Here is an 18,800-nt window from a genome sequence, read left to right as displayed (position 1 = left end):
GATCCCCGCTGACGCGAACGACGGAGCACCTCAATGTTGGGCAATCTGAACGGCTGGCACCTGCTGATTCTGCTCGTCGTCATCCTGCTGCTGTTCGGCGCGGCCAAGCTGCCGGCGCTCGCGAAGAGCATGGGGCAGTCGGCCCGCGTGTTCAAGGGTGAGATGAAGGCCATGAAGGACGACGACAGGGCCGCCGCCGGCGACACCACGTCGGCCGACGTCGCCGACTCGGTCGCCGACCCCACGATCACCCCCGGCACGACCGACGGCTCCCGCGACACAAAGCCGTAGCGGGATGGTGGCCGCAACCGGCTCCGCGCCCATCGACGGCCCGGAGGCGCCGAAGCACGACAAGCGCATGTCGCTCGGCCAGCATCTGCTGGAGCTTCGCCGCCGCCTGGTCATCGCGGCCATCGGCCTGCTCGTCGGCATGGTGGTGGCGTTCATCATCACCGACCCGATCATCCACTGGATCACCGAGCCGATCCGCATCATCGCCGAGCGTCGCGGCGACGACTTCTCGGCCCTCAACTTCGGCGCCGTCACCTCGGCGTTCGACCTGCGCATGCGCATCGCGTTCTCGATCGGGCTGTTCCTGTCCGCGCCGATCTGGCTGTGGCAGATCTGGGCGTTCATCATGCCGGGCCTCACGCGCAAGGAGATCAAATACACGATCGGCTTCGTCGCCGCCGCGGTGCCGCTGTTCTTCATCGGCTGCTGGGTGGGCCTGTTGATCGTGCCGCACGTCATCGAGCTCATGTGGGGGTTCACGCCCGAAGGCGGCGTCAACTTCTATGCCGCCGCGGAGTACTACGACTTCGTGTTCAAGCTGATGATCGTGATCGGCGTCTCGTTCGTGCTCCCGGTGTTCCTGGTCGCACTCAACATGGCCGGCATCATGTCGGGCAGGGCGATCGTGAAGGGCTGGCGCGTGGCCGTCCTCGTCGCCACCGCGTTCGCAGCCCTGGCCACTCCGGCGGCCGATGTGGTGAGCATGCTCCTGCTGGCCGGAATCCTCGTCGTGCTGTTCTTCGCCGCCGCCGGCCTGTCGATGCTGTTCGACAGGCGCAAGGCGAAGCGGAACGCCGGCCTGCTTCCGCCGGAGCCGACGTCGTGAGCGACGCCGACCCCGCCGAGCGGTACGCGCGCGCCCGCGAGACCGCCCGGCTGGACCGGACGCACCCGCTCACCGCCGCCTTCGCCGCCGCACAGCGCTTCACGCTGGACCCGTTCCAGATCGAGGGATGCCGCGCACTCGAGGACGGCCGCAGCGTCCTGGTAGCGGCTCCCACCGGAGCCGGCAAGACCATCGTGGGCGAGTTCGCGGTGCACCTGGCGATGCGGGAGCCGGGGGAGAAGGCGTTCTACACGACGCCGATGAAGGCGCTGTCGAACCAGAAGTTCCGCGAGCTGCAGGACGTCTACGGCGCAGACGACGTCGGACTCCTCACCGGCGACACGAACATCAACGCCAACGCACGCGTGGTCGTCATGACCACGGAAGTGCTGCGGAACATGCTCTACGCCGACTCGCCTGCGCTCCGCGGCCTGCGCTACGTGATCATGGACGAGGTCCACTATCTCGCGGACCGGTTCCGCGGGGCGGTGTGGGAAGAGGTCATCATCCACCTCGCCCCGGCCGTGCGGCTCGTGTCGCTGTCAGCGACCGTCTCCAACGCCGAGGAGTTCGGCGACTGGCTCGACACCGTCCGCGGCGACACCGAGGTGATCGTGTCGGAGACCCGCCCGGTGCCCCTCGAGCAGCATGTGCTGGTGCGCGGCGACCTGCTGCCGCTGTTCGACGACCGCGCCGGCGTCGCGACGGCGCAGGTGAATCAGGAGCTCATGCGCATCCGGTCGTTCAAGGGTTCGCACTACGACAGCAACCGCCGCGCGCAGGCCTCGAACAGCGCCCGGCACGCGGGTTACGAGGCATCCCGTCGTCGTCCGCCGCGCGGCGGGACCCGACCGGTGCGCTCCGCCAACGTGCACCGCATCGAACGGATCGACCGGCCCGACGTGGTGGAACTGCTGTCCCGATCGAACCTGCTGCCCGCCATCTTCTTCATCTTCAGCCGGGCGGGCTGCGACGGTGCCGTGCAGCAGGTGCGCCGCTCGGGACTGCGGCTGACCTCGCAGGAGGAGCGGCAGGAGATCCGCGCGATCGTCGAGGAGCGCACGCGCACCCTTCTAGAGGAGGACCTGGCCGTCCTCGGGTACTGGGAGTGGCGTGACAATCTCGAGCGTGGCGTCGCGGCGCACCACGCCGGCCTCCTGCCCGCGTTCAAGGAGGTGGTCGAGGAGCTCTTCCAGCGCAAGCTGGTGAAGGCGGTCTTCGCGACCGAGACACTCGCGCTCGGGATCAACATGCCCGCGCGCACCGTGGTGCTGGAGAAGCTGGAGAAGTTCAACGGCGAGGCCCGCGTCGCCATCACCTCGGGGGAGTACACGCAGCTCACCGGACGCGCCGGCCGACGCGGCATCGACGTCGAAGGTCATGCCGTCATCCAGTGGACCGAGGGGCTGGATCCTCAGGCGGTGGCCGCGCTCGCCTCTCGCCGCACCTACCCGCTCAACTCGAGCTTCCGGCCGACGTACAACATGGCGGTCAACCTCATCGACCAGTTCGGCCGCGCCCGCGCGAGGGAGATCCTCGAATCGTCGTTCGCGCAGTTCCAGGCCGATCGCGCCGTCGTGGGCATCGCGCGGGAGGTGCGCGAGCAGGAGCAGTCGCTCGCCGGCTATCAGAAGGCGATGACGTGCGACCGCGGCGACTTCGCCGAGTACTCCGGCATCCGCCGAGAGCTGAGCGACCTGGAGAAGATCAACCGCAAGGATGCCGGCGCGTCACGGCGCACCCGCGACGAGCGACAGCGGCACATCGCGAGCCTCCGCAAGCGCATGCAACGGCACCCGTGCCACCAGTGCCCCGACCGCGAGCATCACGCGCGGTGGGCGGAGCGGTACTGGAAGCTGAAGCGCCAGATCGACAAGCTCCGCCGTCAGATCGAGACGCGCACCGGCACGGTCGCGCGCATCTTCGACCGGGTGGTCGACGTGCTCGCGACACTGGACTACGTCTCGCAGCTCGAGGACGGCCGCACCGCGCTCACGCCGTCGGGGCGGACGATGCGGCGCATCTACGGCGAGCGGGATCTGCTCGTCGCCGAGTCGCTCCGGCGCGACATCTGGAAGGACCTGGACCCCGCATCCCTCGCCGCCCTCGCCTGCTCGCTGGTCTACGAGCCGCGGCGCGACGACGGCGGCCCGGGGGAGCGGGGGCTTCCGCGCGGGGCCTTCCGTCCGGCGTTCGAGGCGACGCTGACGCTCTGGCAGGAGCTCGACGACCTCGAGCAGGAGAACCGGCTGCCGGGCACGGAGCCGATCTCGGCCGGCCTCGCCCAGGCCATGCACACCTGGGCGCGCGGCGGCATGCTCGACCGGGTCCTTCTCGAGGCCGACATGGCGGCGGGCGACTTCGTGCGGTGGGCAAAGCAGACCATCGACCTTCTCGATCAGCTCTCCCTCGTGGCCGAGCAGCCGCTTGCGGGCACGGCCCGTCGGGCGCTGGACGCGGTGCGCCGGGGCATCGTCGCCTACTCGGGCGTCTGAACAGCGGCGGACGGATGCCGCGCGGCGGCGTCAGCGCGCTCGCCTAGGCTGATGGCGTGCCCACTGCCATCGCGACACGCCCGCTCGTGCCGCTGTGGGCGGCGATCCCGGTCTCGGCGCTCGGCGGCGTGCTGCTGGACGTCGCGTTCCCGGCCGTCGCCTGGTGGCCGATGGCGTTCGCGGCGGTGGCGCTGGCGCTCGTCACCCTCGTCGGCAGATCCGTCACCGGCGCGCTCGCCGTCGGAATGGCCTTCGGTCTCGCGTTCTACCTGCTGAACGTCGATTTCACCGCCGAATGGGTGGGGCCGCTGCCGTGGATCGCACTCTCGGTGCTCGAGGCGCTCTTCGTCGCCGGCGGCGCCGTGCTCATCGCCCTGGCCTACCGCTGGACGCCGCGCGTGGCGCCGCGGAGAGGGCGTGTCATGCTCACCGCCGCGCTCGTGGCGGGCCTGTGGACGGCGCGCGAAGCCGTCAACGGCGGCTTCCCGTACGGCGGCTTCCCGTGGGGCCGCGTGGGCACGTCACAGGTCAGCGGGCCGTTCGCGGAGGTGGTGTCGTGGACCGGGACGGCGGGACTGACGTTCCTCGTCGTCGGGCTGGTGGCCGCAGGCGTCGAACTGGTGCGATCGCCGCGCCGCGCCCGAGGGGACGGCGTGCGCACCCTGCTTCCGGTCGCCGTCCTGGCTGTCGTCGCGACCGCCCTGCTCCTGATGCCGGCGTGGGCGACGACCCCGGCGGGGGCGATGCGGGTCGCCGCGGTGCAGGGAGACGGTCCGGCGGGGTACTTCGACGAGCGGCAGGCGGGTGACGTGCTGGAGTCGCAGTACGAGGCGACGGTCCCCCTCTTCGGCGCCGACGACGTCGACGTCGTGCTCTGGCCGGAGGGCGGCGTCGATGTCGACCCGGACGCCTCGCCCGCGGCGGCCGCGGCGCTCGACCGCGTCGTCCGAGAGGTCGATGCGCCGCTCGTGGCCAACAGGATCGATCAGCGCGGCGACGAGTTCTTCAACATGTCGTTCCTGTGGCAGGACGGCATCCAGCAGACGTACGACAAGCGCAATCCGGTGCCCTTCGGCGAGTACGTCCCCGATCGGGCGTTCTACGCCTCGATCGCGCCCGACCTCATCGGCATGATCGGTCGGGACTACACGCCGGGCACCGACCCGCCGGTGTTCGACGTCGACGGCACGCTCGCCGGGCTGGCGATCTGCTTCGACGTCATCTACGACGCGCTGGTGTGGGAGGGTGCGCGCGACGGCGCCCGCCTCTACCTCTTCCAGACGAACAACGCCGACTTCCGCGGCACCGACGAGAACCTGCAGCAGCTCGCCGTCGCGCGCCTCCGCGCCGTCGAGACCGGCCGCTCAGTGGTGAACCTGTCGACGGTGGGCACCAGCCAGGTGATCGCTCCGGACGGCTCGACGATCGAGGGACTCCCCGCCGATGAGCCGGGCCACATGCTCACCGACGTCCCGCTGCGGACGGGACTGACCCCGGCCGTGATCGCGGGGGGCTGGGTGAACGGACTGCTGTCGTGGGGCAGCGTCGCGGTGCTCGTCGGCCTCGGCCTCGCGGCCCGGATGCGCGGCAGCGGCCGCGCGAACGCGAAAACGCCGACCCCGTAGGGTCGGCGCTGCGCGAACGCGGGTCAGGCGCTGAGCTTGTCGGACTTCGCCTGCTCGTCGCCGCGACGGGCACGCAGGAACGCCAGACGCTCCTCGAGAAGCTCTTCGAGCTCCGGGATGGTGCGGCGCTCGAGCAGCATGTCCCAGTGGCTGCGCGGCGTCTTGTCACCGGAGTGATCGACGGTCGCCGTGCCCTCGCCGACGCGCAACAGGGCCTCGGCGCCGCACGTGCGGCACTCCCAGGCCGGGGGAACCTCGGCGTCGGCCGCGAAGGTCAGTGTGGTGTCTCGCCCGCACGCGGTGCAGGAGTAGATGTGCTGTGCGCGCTCATGGAACACGACGCCCTCTTCGCTCTGTAGGCTCTGGGCGCCGAGTCGGATGCCGCGCAGACTGCGGTCTGCCATTGTGTGGTCCTCTCGTCGCTGTTCAGGTATAACGAAGCGACCTGTGCGGATCATCCGAAGGGGGCACGTTCATCGCCCTTTCACAGTGGATGCACAGCCCGCTCGCCTCCGCTGAGCCGGTATCAGCCGAGGACGTCCAGAGCGGTGTCGGCGCGGTCGGTGACGATGCCGTCGACGCCCATCGCGACCAGCCGGCGCATGTCGTCGGCCTCGTTCACCGTCCAGACGTGCACCTCGACGCCGTGACGGTGCGCGGCATCGATGAGACGCGGAGTGACCAACCGCACGCGCCCGCGCCGCTCGGGAACCTGCAGCGCGTCCACGCCCGCCAGGGCGCGTGCGAGCAGGCGATCCGATCGCGCGGCGTGCGCAGCCAGCACCCGCGCGATCGTGCTCCTGCCCGCGGACGTGGCGGGGCGGATGCCGCGACCGGCCACCGCAGCCGCCTCCAGCGCCGCCGTGCGGCGGGGGTCGGAGAAGCTCGTCACCAGCACCCGGTCGCCGTGCGGTGCCACGGCGGCCCCGACGGCCGTCGCGGCATCCGCCGCCTTCACATCGAGGTTGAACCTCAGCGTCGGGAAGGCATCGAGCGCCTGCGCGAGCGTGACGAGGCCGCCGCGCCCCGTCATCAGCTCTTCCAGTTCGCGGACCGTCACGTCGGCGATCCGGCGCGGATCGCCGGTGACGCGCGACAGGTCGTCGTCATGGAAGAGGACGACGACGCCATCAGCGGTGCGGTGGCAGTCCGACTCGACGTACCGGACGCCGGCGGAGTGCGCGTGGGCCACGGCGGCGAAGGAGTTCTCCACGATGCCGTCGCGCGCGTCGGCCGGCGTCACCAGCCCCCGGTGCGCGAGCACCCGCGGTCGCGGGCCCCCGAACCAGGGGTGCGTCACGGAGTCGGCGGCGCGCCCGGCGATGTCGCGCCGAGGGCGGGACCACCGGACTGCCCGCGACCCTTGGCCGCGGCATCCGACATCACACCGGCGAACGAGCCGCTCAGCCCCTTCATGGCGTCGGTGAACTCGCTCGGGATGATCCACAGCTTGCTCGAGGCGCTGTCGGCGATCTTGGGCAGCGTCTGCAGGTACTGGTAGGCCAGCAGCTTGTCGTCGGGGTTTCCGGAGTGGATCGCGTCGAACACCGTCTGGATCGCCTCGGCTTCGCCCTGGGCACGGAGGACCGCCGCCTGCTTGTCGCCTTCGGCCTTGAGGATCTCGGCCTGCCGACGGCCCTCGGCCTCGAGGATCTGCGACTGCTTCGAGCCCTCGGCGGTCAGGATCGTCGCGCGACGCTCGCGCTCGGCGCGCATCTGCTTCTCCATGGAGTCCTGGATGGAGACGGGCGGGTCGATCGCCTTCAGCTCGACGCGGGACACGCGGATGCCCCATTTGCCGGTCGCCTCGTCGAGCACGACGCGCAGCTGGCCGTTGATGTTGTCGCGGCTGGTGAGCGCCTCTTCCAGGTTCAGGCCGCCGACGACGTTGCGCAGGGTGGTGGTCGTGAGCTGCTCGACGGCCCCGAGGTAGTTCGCGATCTCATAGGTCGCCGCGCGAGCGTCGGTGACCTGGAAGTAGACGACGGTGTCGATGGAGACGACCAGGTTGTCCTCGGTGATGACCGGCTGCGGCGGGAAGGAGACCACCTGCTCGCGCATGTCGATGAGAGGTCGCAGGCGGTCGATGAAGGGGACGAGGAGGTTCAGGCCCGGTGTGAGCGTCTTGTGGTAGCGCCCCAGGCGCTCGACGATGCCCGCATTGGCCTGCGGGATGATCCGGATGGACCGGACGATCACCACGAGCACGAAGATGAAGACCGCGAGCGCGAGGAGCCAGCCGATCGCGGCGGGGATGGCCGCGGTGAAGTCGTTCATGCGTAGGGGTCCTCCTGAGCGGGGGTGAGAGGTTCGGGGGAGTCGGAGCGCACGACCGCGGTCGCGCCGTCGATGCGGCTGACCCGCACTCTGGTGCCCGGCAGCAGGTCGCCCGCCTCGGTGCGCGCGGTCCACACGTCGCCATTGGCCAGCTTCACCTGTCCGCCGTGGGCGCCGACCGACGAGACGACGGTGCCACCGAGGCCGATCAGCGCGTCCACGTTCGAGGGAGTGGGATCCTCCCCACGCCGGAGGCGCCGCAGCAGCGGCGGGCGCAAGAGCAGCAGAAGGGCGGCGGCGACACCGGCCGCAATGATGACCTGCAGCCAGATCGGCGCTCCGAGAAGGTCGGCGACGAGGCCGGCCAGCCCGCCGATGCTGAGCATCAGGAAGGTGAAGTCGAGAGTGAGCATCTCGATGACGAGAAAGGCGAGGATCAGGACGAGCCAGCCGATCCACGCCCACTGCTCGATGGTCTGGATGAGCTCCACGGTGCGCCTCCTCTTGCCTCGAACCTAGCAGGTAGGGTCGCTGTGTGACTGAGACTCCCACCCCCATCCCCGCCGGTGCGCTGAGCGGCAGGACAGCCCTTGTGACCGGCTCGTCGCGCGGCATCGGCGCGGACACCGCGCGCTACCTCGCGCAGGGCGGCGCGAACGTCGTCATCAACTACCGCAACAAGGCTCCCCGCGCCGAGAAGCTCGCCACCGAGCTGCGCGACCTCGGCGTGGAGGTGCTCGTCGTGGGAGCCGATCTGACGGACCCGGAGTCCGTGCAGGCGATGTTCGACGAGGTCGCAGCCGCGTTCGGCGGCCTCGACATCCTCGTGCTCAACGCGTCCGGCGGCATGGAGTCCGGCATGGCCGAGGACTACGCTCTCCAGCTCAACCGCGACGCCCAGGTCCGCGTGCTCGAGACGGCTCTGCCGGTGCTGCGCGAAGGCGGCCGCGTGGTGTTCGTCACGAGCCACCAGGCGCACTTCATCCGCACCACCCCGACGATGCCCGAGTACGAGCCCGTCGCGCTGTCGAAGCGGGCGGGGGAGGACGCGCTGCGCGAGCGGATCCCGTTGCTGGCGGACCGCGGTGTCGACTTCGTGGTCGTCTCCGGCGACATGATCGAGGGCACCATCACCGCCACGCTGCTCGAGCGCGCCAACCCCGGTGCGATCGCCGCCCGTCGCGAGGACGCGGGCAGGCTCTACAACGTGTCGGAGTTCGCCGCCGAGGTCGCCGCCGCGGCCGTCGAGCCGGTGCCCGACGACAACACGCGTCTGATCGGCGACGTGTCGTCGTTCGCGGGGGAGTGAGCGGTGAAGCCACGCGACATCGAGACGCTCGTCGCGGTCGGGCGGCCGGACGTCTCGGCCGACGGCTCGTTCGCGGTCTTCGCGACCTCGAGGCCGGATATCGACGCCAACCGGGCTGTCGGCCAGGTGTGGCGCGTGGAGCTGCCGGACGGGACGCCCCGCCGACTGACGCGCGGCACCGCCGACAGCGGGCCGCGGCTCTCGCCGGACGGCTCGCGCCTGGCCTTCCTCCGGGCAGACGCCAAGCGCCGACCCCAGGTGCACGTCGTCGCGGCGAGCGGCGGCGAGCCTGTGCAGGCCACCGACGCACCGCTCGGCGTCGACCAGTTCGCTTGGTCGCCGGATGGCGCGACCATCGCCTTCCTCGCCCGCGTACCCGAGCCTGGGCGCTACGGCAGCGTCGAGGGACTCGAGTCGCACGCCGAGTCGCCCCGCCGGATCTCCGGCGTCCGGTGGCATGCGAACGGTCTCGGTTACGTCGCGGACCGCCCCGCGCACGTGTTCGTGATCGCGGCGCCGCAGCCTGACGCCGAGCCGTTCTACGAGCCGGCGGCTGCCGTGCGCCCCGACGGCGCCGAGCCGCCGCGAAGGCCTGTGGTGGCTGCGGAGGCGCGTGCGCTGACCTCCGGGCCGACATCGCACGGCCGGCTGGCATTCACCGCGGATGGCCGCGAGCTGCTCACGGTGCCCGACGAGATCGAGGCGCAGCGGCGTGATCTGCGCAGCCGTGTCATCGCGGTCGCGGTCGACGGGTCGGGTGTCCGCGAGGTGCTCGGCACCGCGGCCGGTCTCTCGGTGCTCGACGTGGCCGCGTCCGCTGACGGCACCGTGGCCGTCCTCGCTCACGAGGTCGGCGAGGGGCTCGACTTCGTCGCGCCCGGCGTCGGCCTCTTCCTGCTGGAGGGCGCCGGACCGCGACGGCTCACCGACGACGAGACGATCCACCTCGGCGAGGGGCATCTCGCTGCGATCGAGGACGACTTCCTCGTCCAGGATTCCACCCGAGGCCGGGTGCGGCTGCTGCGGGTGTCCCGCGAGGGCGCGTTGACCGAGGTGCTCGCGGGCGACGTCGAGGTGACCGGTCACGCGGCCGGCGGCGGCCGGGTGGTCGCCGCCGTCTCGCGGCCCGACTCCTTCGGTGAGCTCGTCCTCGCCGGCGACGAGCCTCGCACCCTGACGGCGTTCGGGGCGGCGGCCGCGGCCTCCGGCATCGCGCTGCCGCGGGAGCTCACCGTGACCGGACGCGACGGGTATCCGGTGCACGGCTGGGTGGCGAAGCCTGCCGGCGCGGGCCCCTTCCCCGTGATCCTCCAGATCCACGGCGGGCCGTTCGCGGCGTACGGCGTGCACCTGTTCGACGAGACGCAGGTGCTCGTGGACGCCGGCTACGCCGTCGTCTACTGCAACCCCCGCGGCTCGGCAGGGTACGGGCGGGCGCACGGGCGCAGCATCCGTCAACGAATGGGCACGGTCGACTTCGCAGACGTCATCGACTTCCTCGAGGGTGCGATCGCCGACGACGCCGACCTCGACGGCGCCCGCGTGGGCGTGCAGGGCGGTTCGTACGGCGGCTATCTCACCGCCTGGGTGATCGCGCACGACCATCGGTTCGCCGGCGCGATCGTCGAGCGGGGGTTCCTCGAGCCGCAGTCGTTCCAGGGCACGAGCGACATCGGATCGTTCTTCGGCGACGAGTATGTCGGCACCTCGCCCGACGACATCGCGCGGCAGAGCCCGATGGCCGTGGTCGGGCAGGTCACCACGCCGACGCTGGTCATGCACTCGGAGCTCGATTTCCGGTGCCCGCTCGAGCAGGCCACGCGCTACTACTCGGCGCTCAAGCGCCAGGGCACCGAGGCCGAGCTGCTCGTGTTCCCGGGTGAGGACCACGAGCTCACGCGTGCCGGGCAGCCGCGTCATCGCGTGGAGCGGTTCGACGCGGTGCTGGACTGGTGGCAGCGCCACCTTCCGGCGGGATGACCCGCCCGAGCGCCCCAGACATCAGACGGCCCCCGGGAGCGATCGCTCCCGGGGGCCGTCGGCGTCGGCGTCGGCTCAGAGGTCGCCCTTGAACGTGAAGGCGCGGACGATGTTGATGATGCCGAGCACGATCAGCGCGATGCCCAGCAGCCACCACAGCACCGCCGCACCCCAGATGGGGGAGAAGAGCAGGATGATGCCGGCGATGATGCTCAGGATCGCGAAGAAGATCGACCACCCCTTCGATGCGGCGTCGCCGAGCGTCGACAGCGCCACGACGCCCTCGACGATCCACATGATGCCGACGAGGATGCCGAGGAAGAGCGCGAGCCAGGCGGTGGCCTGTCCGAGGTTCAGCAGCGCGACGATGCCCGCGATGATGAACAGGATGCCGAGCACGATGTGCCCGACGCGCGCCCACCCGCCCTTGGTCTTGGAGAAGATGCCCAGACCGGCGTAGACGAGGCCGGCGGCGATGGCGTAGATCGCGATGATGGCCGTGACGACGGCGGCGGTCTTGCCCGGCCAGGCCAGGATGAGGACGCCGACGATGACGGCCAGGACACCGCCGATGCCGAGCGCCGTGCGGATGCCGTTGACGGCCGACTTCTCGGCCTCGGATGCAGTGGACATGTGCGCCCTTTCTGAGAATCACCTGTACGTGGTGCGGCTAAAGCTTAGACCTCATGTCGAACTCCGGCGCAACATCGGGGGTGTGTCGCCGACAGCGCTCGCCCGCCGCTGCGGGGTCGCGCTAGCGTGAACGTGCGTCGCGCTCGTCCGGCGGCGCGGCGCGGGAAGGAGCGGGCATGGCTCTCATCTCTAGGGGATTCGGTGGTCGCCGCCGCGAGAGCGATCCGCGGCTGCCGCCCGGCCAGTACCTCACCGACGACTTCCCGGTGCTGTCGGCGGGGCCGACGCCGCGGATCGACAGCGCCCAGTGGCGCTTCGACATCCGCGATGAGGCCGGCGGCGTGGTCTCCTGGACGTGGGACGAATTCCTGGCGCTTCCCGTCGAGGACGTGCACACCGACATCCACTGCGTCACGCGATGGTCGAAGCTCGGCACCTCGTGGCGGGGTGTCTCGCTCGACACGCTGCTGGCGGAGGTGTCCACCGAAGCGGGCTACGCCATGGCGCACTCGTACGGCGGCTACACCACCAACATCCCCCTCGACGAGCTGCGCGGCGGTCGCGCCTGGATCGCCTTCGAGTTCGAGGGCGACCCGCTGGACCCCGAGCACGGCGGTCCCGCGCGTCTGCTCGTGCCCCACCTCTACTTCTGGAAGAGCGCCAAGTGGGTGCGCGGACTGACACTGATGGACGACGATGCGCCCGGCTTCTGGGAGCAGAACGGCTACAACATGCACGGCGACCCGTGGACCGAGGAGCGGTATTGGTGATCGTGGGTGGCTGGCGGCCCGCTCGCATCGTCGAGGCGATTCCCGCGACCCGCTCGGCCCGGATCCTGCGGCTGGTCGTGCCCGGCTGGCCGGGGAGCATCGCCGGCCAGCACGTCGACATCCGGCTGACGGCCGAAGACGGCTACCAGGCGGAGCGGTCGTACTCGCTGGGGTCCTCTGGGACGGGCGACACCATCGAGCTGGCCGTCGACGAGATCCCCGACGGAGAGGTGTCGCCGTACCTCGTCCGCGACGTGCTTCCGGGGGACGAGCTCGAGGTGAAAGGTCCGCTGGGCGGTTACTTCGTCTGGCGGCCCGGGGGAGCGGAGCCGGTGCAGCTCATCGCGGGCGGCTCGGGCATCGTGCCGTTGAGGGCGATCGCCCGGGCGGCGGGGGATGCCGGTGCTGCGGCATCCGTCCGACTCCTCTACTCGGTGCGCACTGCCGAGGACGCGATCTATCGCGATGAGCTCCAACGCGGTGCCGCGGACGGGGGAGTGACGGTCGCATGGCGGTACACCCGCACCGCGCCGGCGGGTTGGACGGGCAAGGTGGGGCGCGTCGACGCCGATGCGCTGCGCGCGACGACGTGGGACCCTGGAGCGGAGCCGATCGTGTACGTCTGCGGACCGACGGGGTTCGTCGAGCATGTCGCCGACCTGCTGGTCGACCTGGGTCATCCGCCGGCGCGGATCAAGACCGAGCGCTTCGGAGGTGCGTGATGCGGGCAGCCATCGCCTCGAGCACCGTGGACGGCAACGCCGCGGCGGGGATGCTGTGGGACGTGTTCGGGGCGGACGTGACGGGCGTGAGGGCGGTCTGCGGCGGGTGCGGCTCGACCGCGCCGATGGCGGAGGCGATCGTCGAGCTGGACGAGACGGCCGCGATCGTGCGGTGCCGCGGATGCACGCACACCCTCGTCACCGTGCTGCGCGGCGAGCGGGGCGCGAGGATGGTGATCGGCTCGCTGCGGGAGCTCGTGCGGACCGGGCGGTGACCGGTCACCCCAGAAGCAGCGTCACCAGGATCAGGGCGGGGACGCACCCGATCGTGGTGAGGAAGACGGTGTCGCGCGAGATCGTCTCGCCCACGTCGTATCGCTGCGAGTAGTTGAAGACGTTCTGTGCCGTCGGCAGGGCGGCGAGCACCGTCACCACGAGCACGTCGTGGGCGCTCAGCCCGAACACGAACTCCGCGACCGCCCACGCGGCCACCGGCATCGCCACGAGCTTCAGCGCCGTCGCCAGCACGATGTCGCGGCGGCGGCCGGACGGGCCGAGAACGCGCTGGCCATGCAGCGAGATGCCGTAGGCGATGAGCAGGATCGGCACGCACGCGTTCGCGATGAGCACGGCAGGCTCCATCACGATCGGCGGCAGGTCGATGCCCAGCACCGAGACCAGCGTGCCGAGCACGGACCCGAGGACGATGGGGTTGGTGGCCACGCGGGCCACGGCGCGCCAGAGCGACGCACGCGATGTGGTCACGGCGTCGAGGATCGCCATGGTGATCGGCGTGAACACCAGCAGCTGGAGGAGGATCACCGGTGCCGGATACGCGGCACTTCCCAGCAGATAGAGCGAGAGCGGAATGCCGATGTTGTTGGAGTTCACCTGACCGGCGCTCAGGGCTCCGATGACGGTCTCACCGACCGAGCGCCTCCACGCGAAGCGGGCCACAGCTGCGTACACCAGGATGACGGCCACGGCTGCGATCGCCGACACCGGCAGCAGGGCGGAGAACAGCGTGCGCACGTCGGCCTGCGCGAGCACCACGAACAGCAGGAACGGTGACAGGACGAAGAAGGTCAGGCGCGCCAGCACCGGCCGGGCGTGCTCACCGAGAAGGTCGATGCGGCCCAGGACCCATCCGACGAGGATCGCGACGCCCACCACGACGAATCCGGTGAGCGACTCCAGCATGATCCGAGCCTAGGGACAACGCTTCCTCGCACCGAATCCCGGCCGGCTCGCCGTCCGGCCGGCTCGGCGGCGTCGGGGGCGCAGCGAAGGGAAGGTCGCGATCGCGACGCACGCGGCGAGCGCGGCGGCCGCGGCGGCAGCGAGGTGAGCGGCCGAGAGGCCCGCCTCGGCGGCGGCCAGCTCGCTCCCGCCGGCGGACAGCACGGCCGCGCGGCGGTAGGCGTCGACGGCGCCGAACGCCGCGATGCCCAGCGCACCGCCGATCTGCGCCGTCGAGGATGCCAGGCCGGAGCTGACGCCGGCGTTGCTGGCGGCCATGCCGTCGGCGATCACCAGCGTGGTGGGGGTGAAGCTGAAGGCCACGCCCGCGGCCGCGACGATCAGAACGGGAAGGAGCCGCCAGAGATAGGGAACGCCGTGGTCGATGGCCGAGAAGAGAACGTGCGCGGCAACGAGCATGAGCAGCCCCATGACCGCGACCTTCTCCGGTCCGAAGCGCGCGAGCGCCCGCGGCAGGACCAGCGTGCTGACCGCGAACCCCGCGAGCGAGGTCGGAAGCATGGCCAGGCCGGCGGCTGCGGGCTCGTACTCGAGCACCTGCTGGATCAGCAGCGCGACGAGCACGAAGCAGGCGATCCGTGCCCCGCCGCCGAGCAGGTTCACGAAGATCCCACCGGCGACCCGCGGCTCTTTCAGCGCCGGAAGCGGGAGGACCGGGTCGGCGCTGCGGCGTTCGACCAGGAGGAATCCTGCGCCGGCACCGAGGGCGACGAGCGCCGCGGCGACGACCTCGACGGATGCGAGTCCGGCGTGCGGGACGCTCAGGACCGCGAACACCACCGCGCCGGCGGCCACGGTGACCATCGCCGCACCCGCGGCGTCGAAGGGCCGGCGGGTCGCGGGATGGTCGCGCTCCAGGAGGACCAGTCCCGCGCCGCCCACGAGGACAGCCGCCGCCGCGGTGACGAACATGACGCTCTGCCAGCCGAGGGCGCCGGTGACGACGCCGCCGACGGCGACGCCCAGGGCCCCGCCGACGGTGGAGGCGGCTCCCCACCAGCTCATCGCCCGGGCCCGGGACACCCCGGTGAAGGTCGCGAGGATGACGGACATGGCGGCGGGACTGAGCATGGCCGACCCTGCGCCCTGCACCAGCCGCGCGGCGACGAGCACGGCGTCGTCGGAAGCGAAGCCGCCGATCAGGGAACCTGCCGCGAGCACCGTGGCACCGCTGAGGAACATCCGGCGCCGGCCGAAGACGTCGGCGGCGCGTCCGGAGATCAGCAGGAGCCCGCCGAACGTCAGGAAGTAGGCGTTGAGCACCCACGCCGTGCCGACGGCGGTGAGACCGAGGTCGTCGGCGATCGACGGCAGCGCGACGTTGAGGATGCTGGAGTCCAGCATGACCACCAGCTGTGCGGCGACGAGCGTGAGGACGAGCGGCAGGGTGCGCTCACGCATGGTCGATCGCCTCCAGGAACGGCAGCGTGGCGGACCGGATTGCCGGGGCGACGCCGGCGCGCATGCCCGCGACAGCGACGATACCCGTGGACGCCCGGACGCCGGTGGACCGCAGTCGCACCGATCTGACGCCGATAATGCACATTATGTCAACTTATGGATCGCGCCGGTATTCGCACGGTCCCCCTCCGCGGGTCACAGCGGGCCGGGCGCCACCGCGACCTGATGCTCATCCAGCCGGATCGTCGGCGTGCCCGCGACGACCACCTGCGCCCGCTCCCAGGGCCGCTGGTCGGCGAGGAACCGCAGTTCCGCCGCCATCCACTCGTGCCAGAACGCCGTGGCATGCTCGGCGCTTCCATTGACGCCCTGCGCGATGTCACGCTCGATGCCGCGCGTCTGGGCCGTCGCGAAATCCGACTGCACCCACACCGTCGTGTCGATCAGCTCGCTCAGCTCTCGCTGGGCGGCGCCGACGCCCTCGACCACCACGACATCCAGGCCGGCCGGCACCTCGATGGCACCGTCCCGCCCGTGCTGCGCCCACGCAGGCGGAGAGAACCTCACACCCTCCCCGCGTCGCAGCGGACCGAGGACGTGCTCGCTCAGAAGTGTCCCCCAGGCGAAGAGGGGCTCATTCCACGCGATGTCATCGGTATGGACGATCGCCGAGCGCATGGTCAGCCTGGTCAGGCGTTCCGCGAGTGTCGACTTTCCGGATGCGCTGCGGCCGTCGATCGCGACGATCCACGGCCTTGCCGCCGACGCCGGGGCGCCTTCCCGCACGACGCGTGCGAAGTCGTCCTCGGAGATCGCCCGCCACGGGCCGGCAGCCGGCTCCTGCGGCGGCGTGGTGATCGATGCAGCGATGGCAGGCATGCCGCGATGGTATCCGCTCCGGGAGCGCTTTCGTTCCGACCGTCGGCGAACCCGCGATCGGCTCAGTCTGCGTCTCCTGGCGCGATCTGCGTGCCCACCCGGACGAGGTTGCCGCTGGGATCGACGACGGCGAACTCGGCCATGCCGTAGTCCCGGTGCTCGAGCGGCGTGACGCGACTTCCGGTCGCAGCATCCGGAACGACGATCTCGCTCCATGTGGCGTGCAGATCTGCGGCGTCGTCCACGTAGAGGTAGCACGACGCCGCGGTCGTGAGCGGGTCGACGTCCGGCTGGGAGATGAAGTGGAGGTCGATGCCGCCGCGCCCGAGGATCAGGTAGGACCACTCCTCCGGCGGCGCCCCACGGTTCTTGAAGCCGAGCGCTTCATAGAATGCCAGCGTCTCTCGCAGATCGCGGCTGGGCAGGATCGGCACAGCTCGTTCGGTCACGCTTGCAGGCTAGCGCCCAACCCCAGCCCACGCGGACACAGAACGGGGGCGGGCCTGCGCCCGTCCCCGTTCCCTGCTCTTGCGCTCAGAGCCCGGCGGCGTCGTCCGTCGACGCGGTGCTCTGGCGGGTGATGCGCTCCCCCGCGGCCGGGTCGACCGCGGTGCGCGTGACGGTGTCCGAGCGGCGGCGGCGCGCCATGAGGACGAGACCGATGATGAAGATCACCGCTCCTGCGCCCATCAGGATGTAGCCGATCATGTCGAGATTCACCCACTCGACCTGCACGTTCACCGCGAACGCGAGGATCGCTCCGATGGCGAAGAGGGCGATGCCAGCTCCGATACTCATGCGAGGTGTCCTTTCCGGGGCGCGGCGACGGGCCCTCCCCTGCTGCGGAACATGTGGTTCCTCGATAACGGTGTCGCACCGGCGACGGCGCGAGGAGGGTCTTGACAAGCGGTCGATGAGCACTTCAGGAGCAGTCCACGCCGGAGACTACGCTGGAAGCGTGCCCCAGCTGTCCCGTCATCCCGCGGCGGAACCGGGGGTGCGGGCGTGGCTCATCTGGGCCGTCGGCGTCGCCGCATACGTGCTCGCGATCACGAACCGGTCGTCGTTGAGCGCGGTCGGGGTCGACGCCGCCGCCCGGTTCGACGCGGACGCGGCGACGCTCTCGATGTTCGCGGTCGTGCAGCTGGCCGTGTACGGCGGGATGCAGATCCCCATCGGGGTGCTGCTGGACCGGTACGGCGCGCGCCCGATCATGACGGCCGGCATGATCCTGATGGCGATCGGCCAGCTCACGATGGCCCTCTCCCCCAGCGTCGGCGTGGCGATCCTCGCGCGCATGCTGCTGGGTGCCGGTGACGCGGCTGTCTTCCCCGGCGTGCTGCGACTCATCGCCACTTGGTTCCCCGCCCAGCGGGGACCGCTCATGGTGCAGTTCACGGGCATCGTCGGGCAGTCCGGGCAGCTCGTGGCGCTCGTCCCGCTGGCGGCACTCCTGCACGCGACCTCCTGGACCATCACCTTCGGGAGCATCGCCGGACTCGGGGTGCTGTTCGCCGTGCTGGTGTTCCTCCTCATCCGCAACCACCCGCCCGATCGCGACGAGGATGTGTCGGTCGACACGGACACGGGCGCCATCCGGGTCGTGACCTCTGCCGTGGACACCGGCGTCGGTATCCGCGCCGCGTGGGCGCACCCCGGCACCCGCCTGGCATTCTGGTCCCACTTCACCACTCCGTTCGCCGGCACGGCGTTCGTCCTGCTGTGGGGAATGCCGTTCCTGACGGCGGGCGAAGGTCTCAGCACCGCACAGGCCGCGTCGATCATGTCGTTGTACGTGGTGGTCGGGATGGTGCTCGGCCCCGTGATGGGCGAGCTCTCGCGCCGCTTCCCCCTGGTCCGGTCCCGCGCACTGGTGCTCCCCACGATCGCGGTGCAGGTCGCCGCGTGGCTCGCCGTGATCGCCTACCCGGGCCCGGCGCCGCTGTGGCTCCTCCTCGCGCTCGCGGTGGCCCTGGCCACCGGCGGCCCGGCGTCGATGATCGCGTTCGACCACGCGCGCACGCACAACCCCTCGCATCGGCTCAGCACGGCGACCGGGGTGACGAACGCCGGCGGTTTCCTCGCGGCGCTCGTGGCGATCCTGCTGATCGGACTCGCCCTGGATCTCCAGGGTGCGGGGACTCCCGCGACCTACAGCCTGGACGCGTTCCGGCTCGCCTTCCTGCTGCAGGTGCCGTTGTGGCTGATCGGCGGCGCGTTCATCGTCGTCGAGCGCAAGCGCACGCGCATCCGGCTGGGAATGGATCCGCCGCGCCGCGCACGCCGCTCTCGCCGGTGACGACCAGCCGGGGCCTCCGCTCGATACGGTGGC

Annotated in this window: 20 protein-coding genes; 10 read left to right on the top strand and 10 right to left on the bottom strand. The window is 70.9% G+C overall.

Going from position 1 to position 18,800, the window contains the following annotated elements; translation table 11 throughout:
- Positions 1-33 precede the first annotated feature (33 nt).
- The 4 genes from tatA (at position 34) to lnt (ending at position 5,237) form a co-directional block, all read left to right on the top strand.
- A complete protein-coding gene (gene tatA / locus IR212_RS08515; RefSeq protein WP_194395528.1) occupies positions 34-291 on the top strand; it encodes a Sec-independent protein translocase subunit TatA in 258 nt (85 codons plus the stop codon).
- A gap of 67 nt (positions 292-358) precedes the next feature.
- Positions 359-1,117 (top strand): twin-arginine translocase subunit TatC, encoded by a 759-nt coding sequence (gene tatC / locus IR212_RS08510; protein ID WP_194398602.1) that lies wholly within the window; start codon positions 359-361, stop codon positions 1,115-1,117.
- Entirely contained in the window at positions 1,114-3,612 is a 2,499-nt protein-coding gene (locus IR212_RS08505) for a DEAD/DEAH box helicase (RefSeq protein WP_194395527.1), read from the top strand. Before tatC ends, IR212_RS08505 begins: the two co-directional genes overlap by 4 nt.
- Before the next feature lie 56 nt (positions 3,613-3,668).
- Complete coding sequence (lnt, locus tag IR212_RS08500; RefSeq protein ID WP_194395526.1) at positions 3,669-5,237, top strand: apolipoprotein N-acyltransferase; 1,569 nt, start codon at positions 3,669-3,671, stop codon at positions 5,235-5,237.
- 23 nt (positions 5,238-5,260) lie between these two features.
- Here the strand turns inward: lnt and IR212_RS08495 are convergent, their stop codons facing one another.
- From IR212_RS08495 to IR212_RS08480, 4 genes are all read right to left on the bottom strand, one after another.
- A complete protein-coding gene (locus IR212_RS08495) occupies positions 5,261-5,641 on the bottom strand; it encodes an RNA polymerase-binding protein RbpA (protein ID WP_194395525.1) in 381 nt (126 codons plus the stop codon).
- Positions 5,642-5,763: 122 nt separating this feature from the next.
- Positions 5,764-6,537, bottom strand: coding sequence for a glycerophosphodiester phosphodiesterase family protein (locus IR212_RS08490; RefSeq protein ID WP_194395524.1), 774 nt, complete (start codon positions 6,535-6,537; stop codon positions 5,764-5,766).
- A complete protein-coding gene (locus IR212_RS08485; protein ID WP_228479232.1) occupies positions 6,534-7,514 on the bottom strand; it encodes an SPFH domain-containing protein in 981 nt (326 codons plus the stop codon). Before IR212_RS08485 ends, IR212_RS08490 begins: the two co-directional genes overlap by 4 nt.
- The gene (locus tag IR212_RS08480; RefSeq protein ID WP_194395523.1) at positions 7,511-8,005 is read right to left on the bottom strand and encodes an NfeD family protein; all 495 of its coding nucleotides are present in this window, start codon (positions 8,003-8,005) and stop codon (positions 7,511-7,513) included. Before IR212_RS08480 ends, IR212_RS08485 begins: the two co-directional genes overlap by 4 nt.
- Positions 8,006-8,049: 44 nt before the next feature.
- Between IR212_RS08480 and IR212_RS08475 the strand changes: the two genes are divergently transcribed.
- Together IR212_RS08475 and IR212_RS08470 are read left to right on the top strand one after the other, a co-directional pair.
- Positions 8,050-8,823, top strand: a complete 774-nt coding sequence (locus IR212_RS08475) for an SDR family oxidoreductase (RefSeq protein WP_194395522.1) — start codon at positions 8,050-8,052, stop codon at positions 8,821-8,823.
- Between the two features lie 3 nt (positions 8,824-8,826).
- Positions 8,827-10,803, top strand: a complete 1,977-nt coding sequence (locus IR212_RS08470; RefSeq protein ID WP_194395521.1) for a S9 family peptidase — start codon at positions 8,827-8,829, stop codon at positions 10,801-10,803.
- A gap of 75 nt (positions 10,804-10,878) precedes the next feature.
- Here IR212_RS08470 and IR212_RS08465 read toward each other — a convergent pair whose 3' ends face one another.
- Positions 10,879-11,436, bottom strand: coding sequence for an HdeD family acid-resistance protein (locus IR212_RS08465; protein WP_194395520.1), 558 nt, complete (start codon positions 11,434-11,436; stop codon positions 10,879-10,881).
- Positions 11,437-11,612: 176 nt separating this feature from the next.
- Here IR212_RS08465 and IR212_RS08460 point away from each other — a divergent pair, with 176 nt between their 5' ends.
- Genes IR212_RS08460 through IR212_RS08450 form a run of 3 tightly spaced genes read left to right on the top strand, consistent with a single transcriptional unit; the run spans position 11,613 to position 13,203 of the window.
- Positions 11,613-12,206, top strand: a complete 594-nt coding sequence (locus IR212_RS08460; protein WP_194395519.1) for a sulfite oxidase-like oxidoreductase — start codon at positions 11,613-11,615, stop codon at positions 12,204-12,206.
- On the top strand, positions 12,203-12,928 hold the full coding sequence (locus IR212_RS08455; protein WP_194398600.1) for a ferredoxin reductase: 726 nt from the start codon (positions 12,203-12,205) through the stop codon (positions 12,926-12,928). Before IR212_RS08460 ends, IR212_RS08455 begins: the two co-directional genes overlap by 4 nt.
- On the top strand, positions 12,928-13,203 hold the full coding sequence (locus tag IR212_RS08450; protein WP_194395518.1) for a DUF6510 family protein: 276 nt from the start codon (positions 12,928-12,930) through the stop codon (positions 13,201-13,203). Before IR212_RS08455 ends, IR212_RS08450 begins: the two co-directional genes overlap by 1 nt.
- A 4-nt stretch (positions 13,204-13,207) precedes the next feature.
- On the opposite strand, the gene IR212_RS08445 is transcribed toward IR212_RS08450, so the two are convergent.
- From IR212_RS08445 to IR212_RS08425, 5 genes are all read right to left on the bottom strand, one after another.
- The gene (locus tag IR212_RS08445) at positions 13,208-14,128 is read right to left on the bottom strand and encodes an AEC family transporter (RefSeq protein WP_194395517.1); all 921 of its coding nucleotides are present in this window, start codon (positions 14,126-14,128) and stop codon (positions 13,208-13,210) included.
- A gap of 9 nt (positions 14,129-14,137) precedes the next feature.
- Positions 14,138-15,589 (bottom strand): MFS transporter, encoded by a 1,452-nt coding sequence (locus tag IR212_RS08440; protein ID WP_194395516.1) that lies wholly within the window; start codon positions 15,587-15,589, stop codon positions 14,138-14,140.
- 195 nt (positions 15,590-15,784) lie between these two features.
- Complete coding sequence (locus IR212_RS08435) at positions 15,785-16,468, bottom strand: uridine kinase family protein (RefSeq protein ID WP_228479231.1); 684 nt, start codon at positions 16,466-16,468, stop codon at positions 15,785-15,787.
- Between the two features lie 62 nt (positions 16,469-16,530).
- Entirely contained in the window at positions 16,531-16,917 is a 387-nt protein-coding gene (locus IR212_RS08430) for a bleomycin resistance protein (RefSeq protein ID WP_194395515.1), read from the bottom strand.
- A gap of 85 nt (positions 16,918-17,002) precedes the next feature.
- Complete coding sequence (locus tag IR212_RS08425) at positions 17,003-17,266, bottom strand: DUF6458 family protein (RefSeq protein WP_194395514.1); 264 nt, start codon at positions 17,264-17,266, stop codon at positions 17,003-17,005.
- A 160-nt stretch (positions 17,267-17,426) separates the two neighbouring features.
- On the opposite strand from IR212_RS08425, the gene IR212_RS08420 reads away from it, so the two are divergent.
- Entirely contained in the window at positions 17,427-18,767 is a 1,341-nt protein-coding gene (locus IR212_RS08420) for an MFS transporter (protein WP_194395513.1), read from the top strand.
- Positions 18,768-18,800: the final 33 nt, after the last annotated feature.

Source organism: Microbacterium atlanticum (genome assembly GCF_015277815.1).
Taxonomy (GTDB): domain Bacteria; phylum Actinomycetota; class Actinomycetes; order Actinomycetales; family Microbacteriaceae; genus Microbacterium; species Microbacterium atlanticum.
This window is presented reverse-complemented; position numbering and strand designations above follow the sequence as displayed.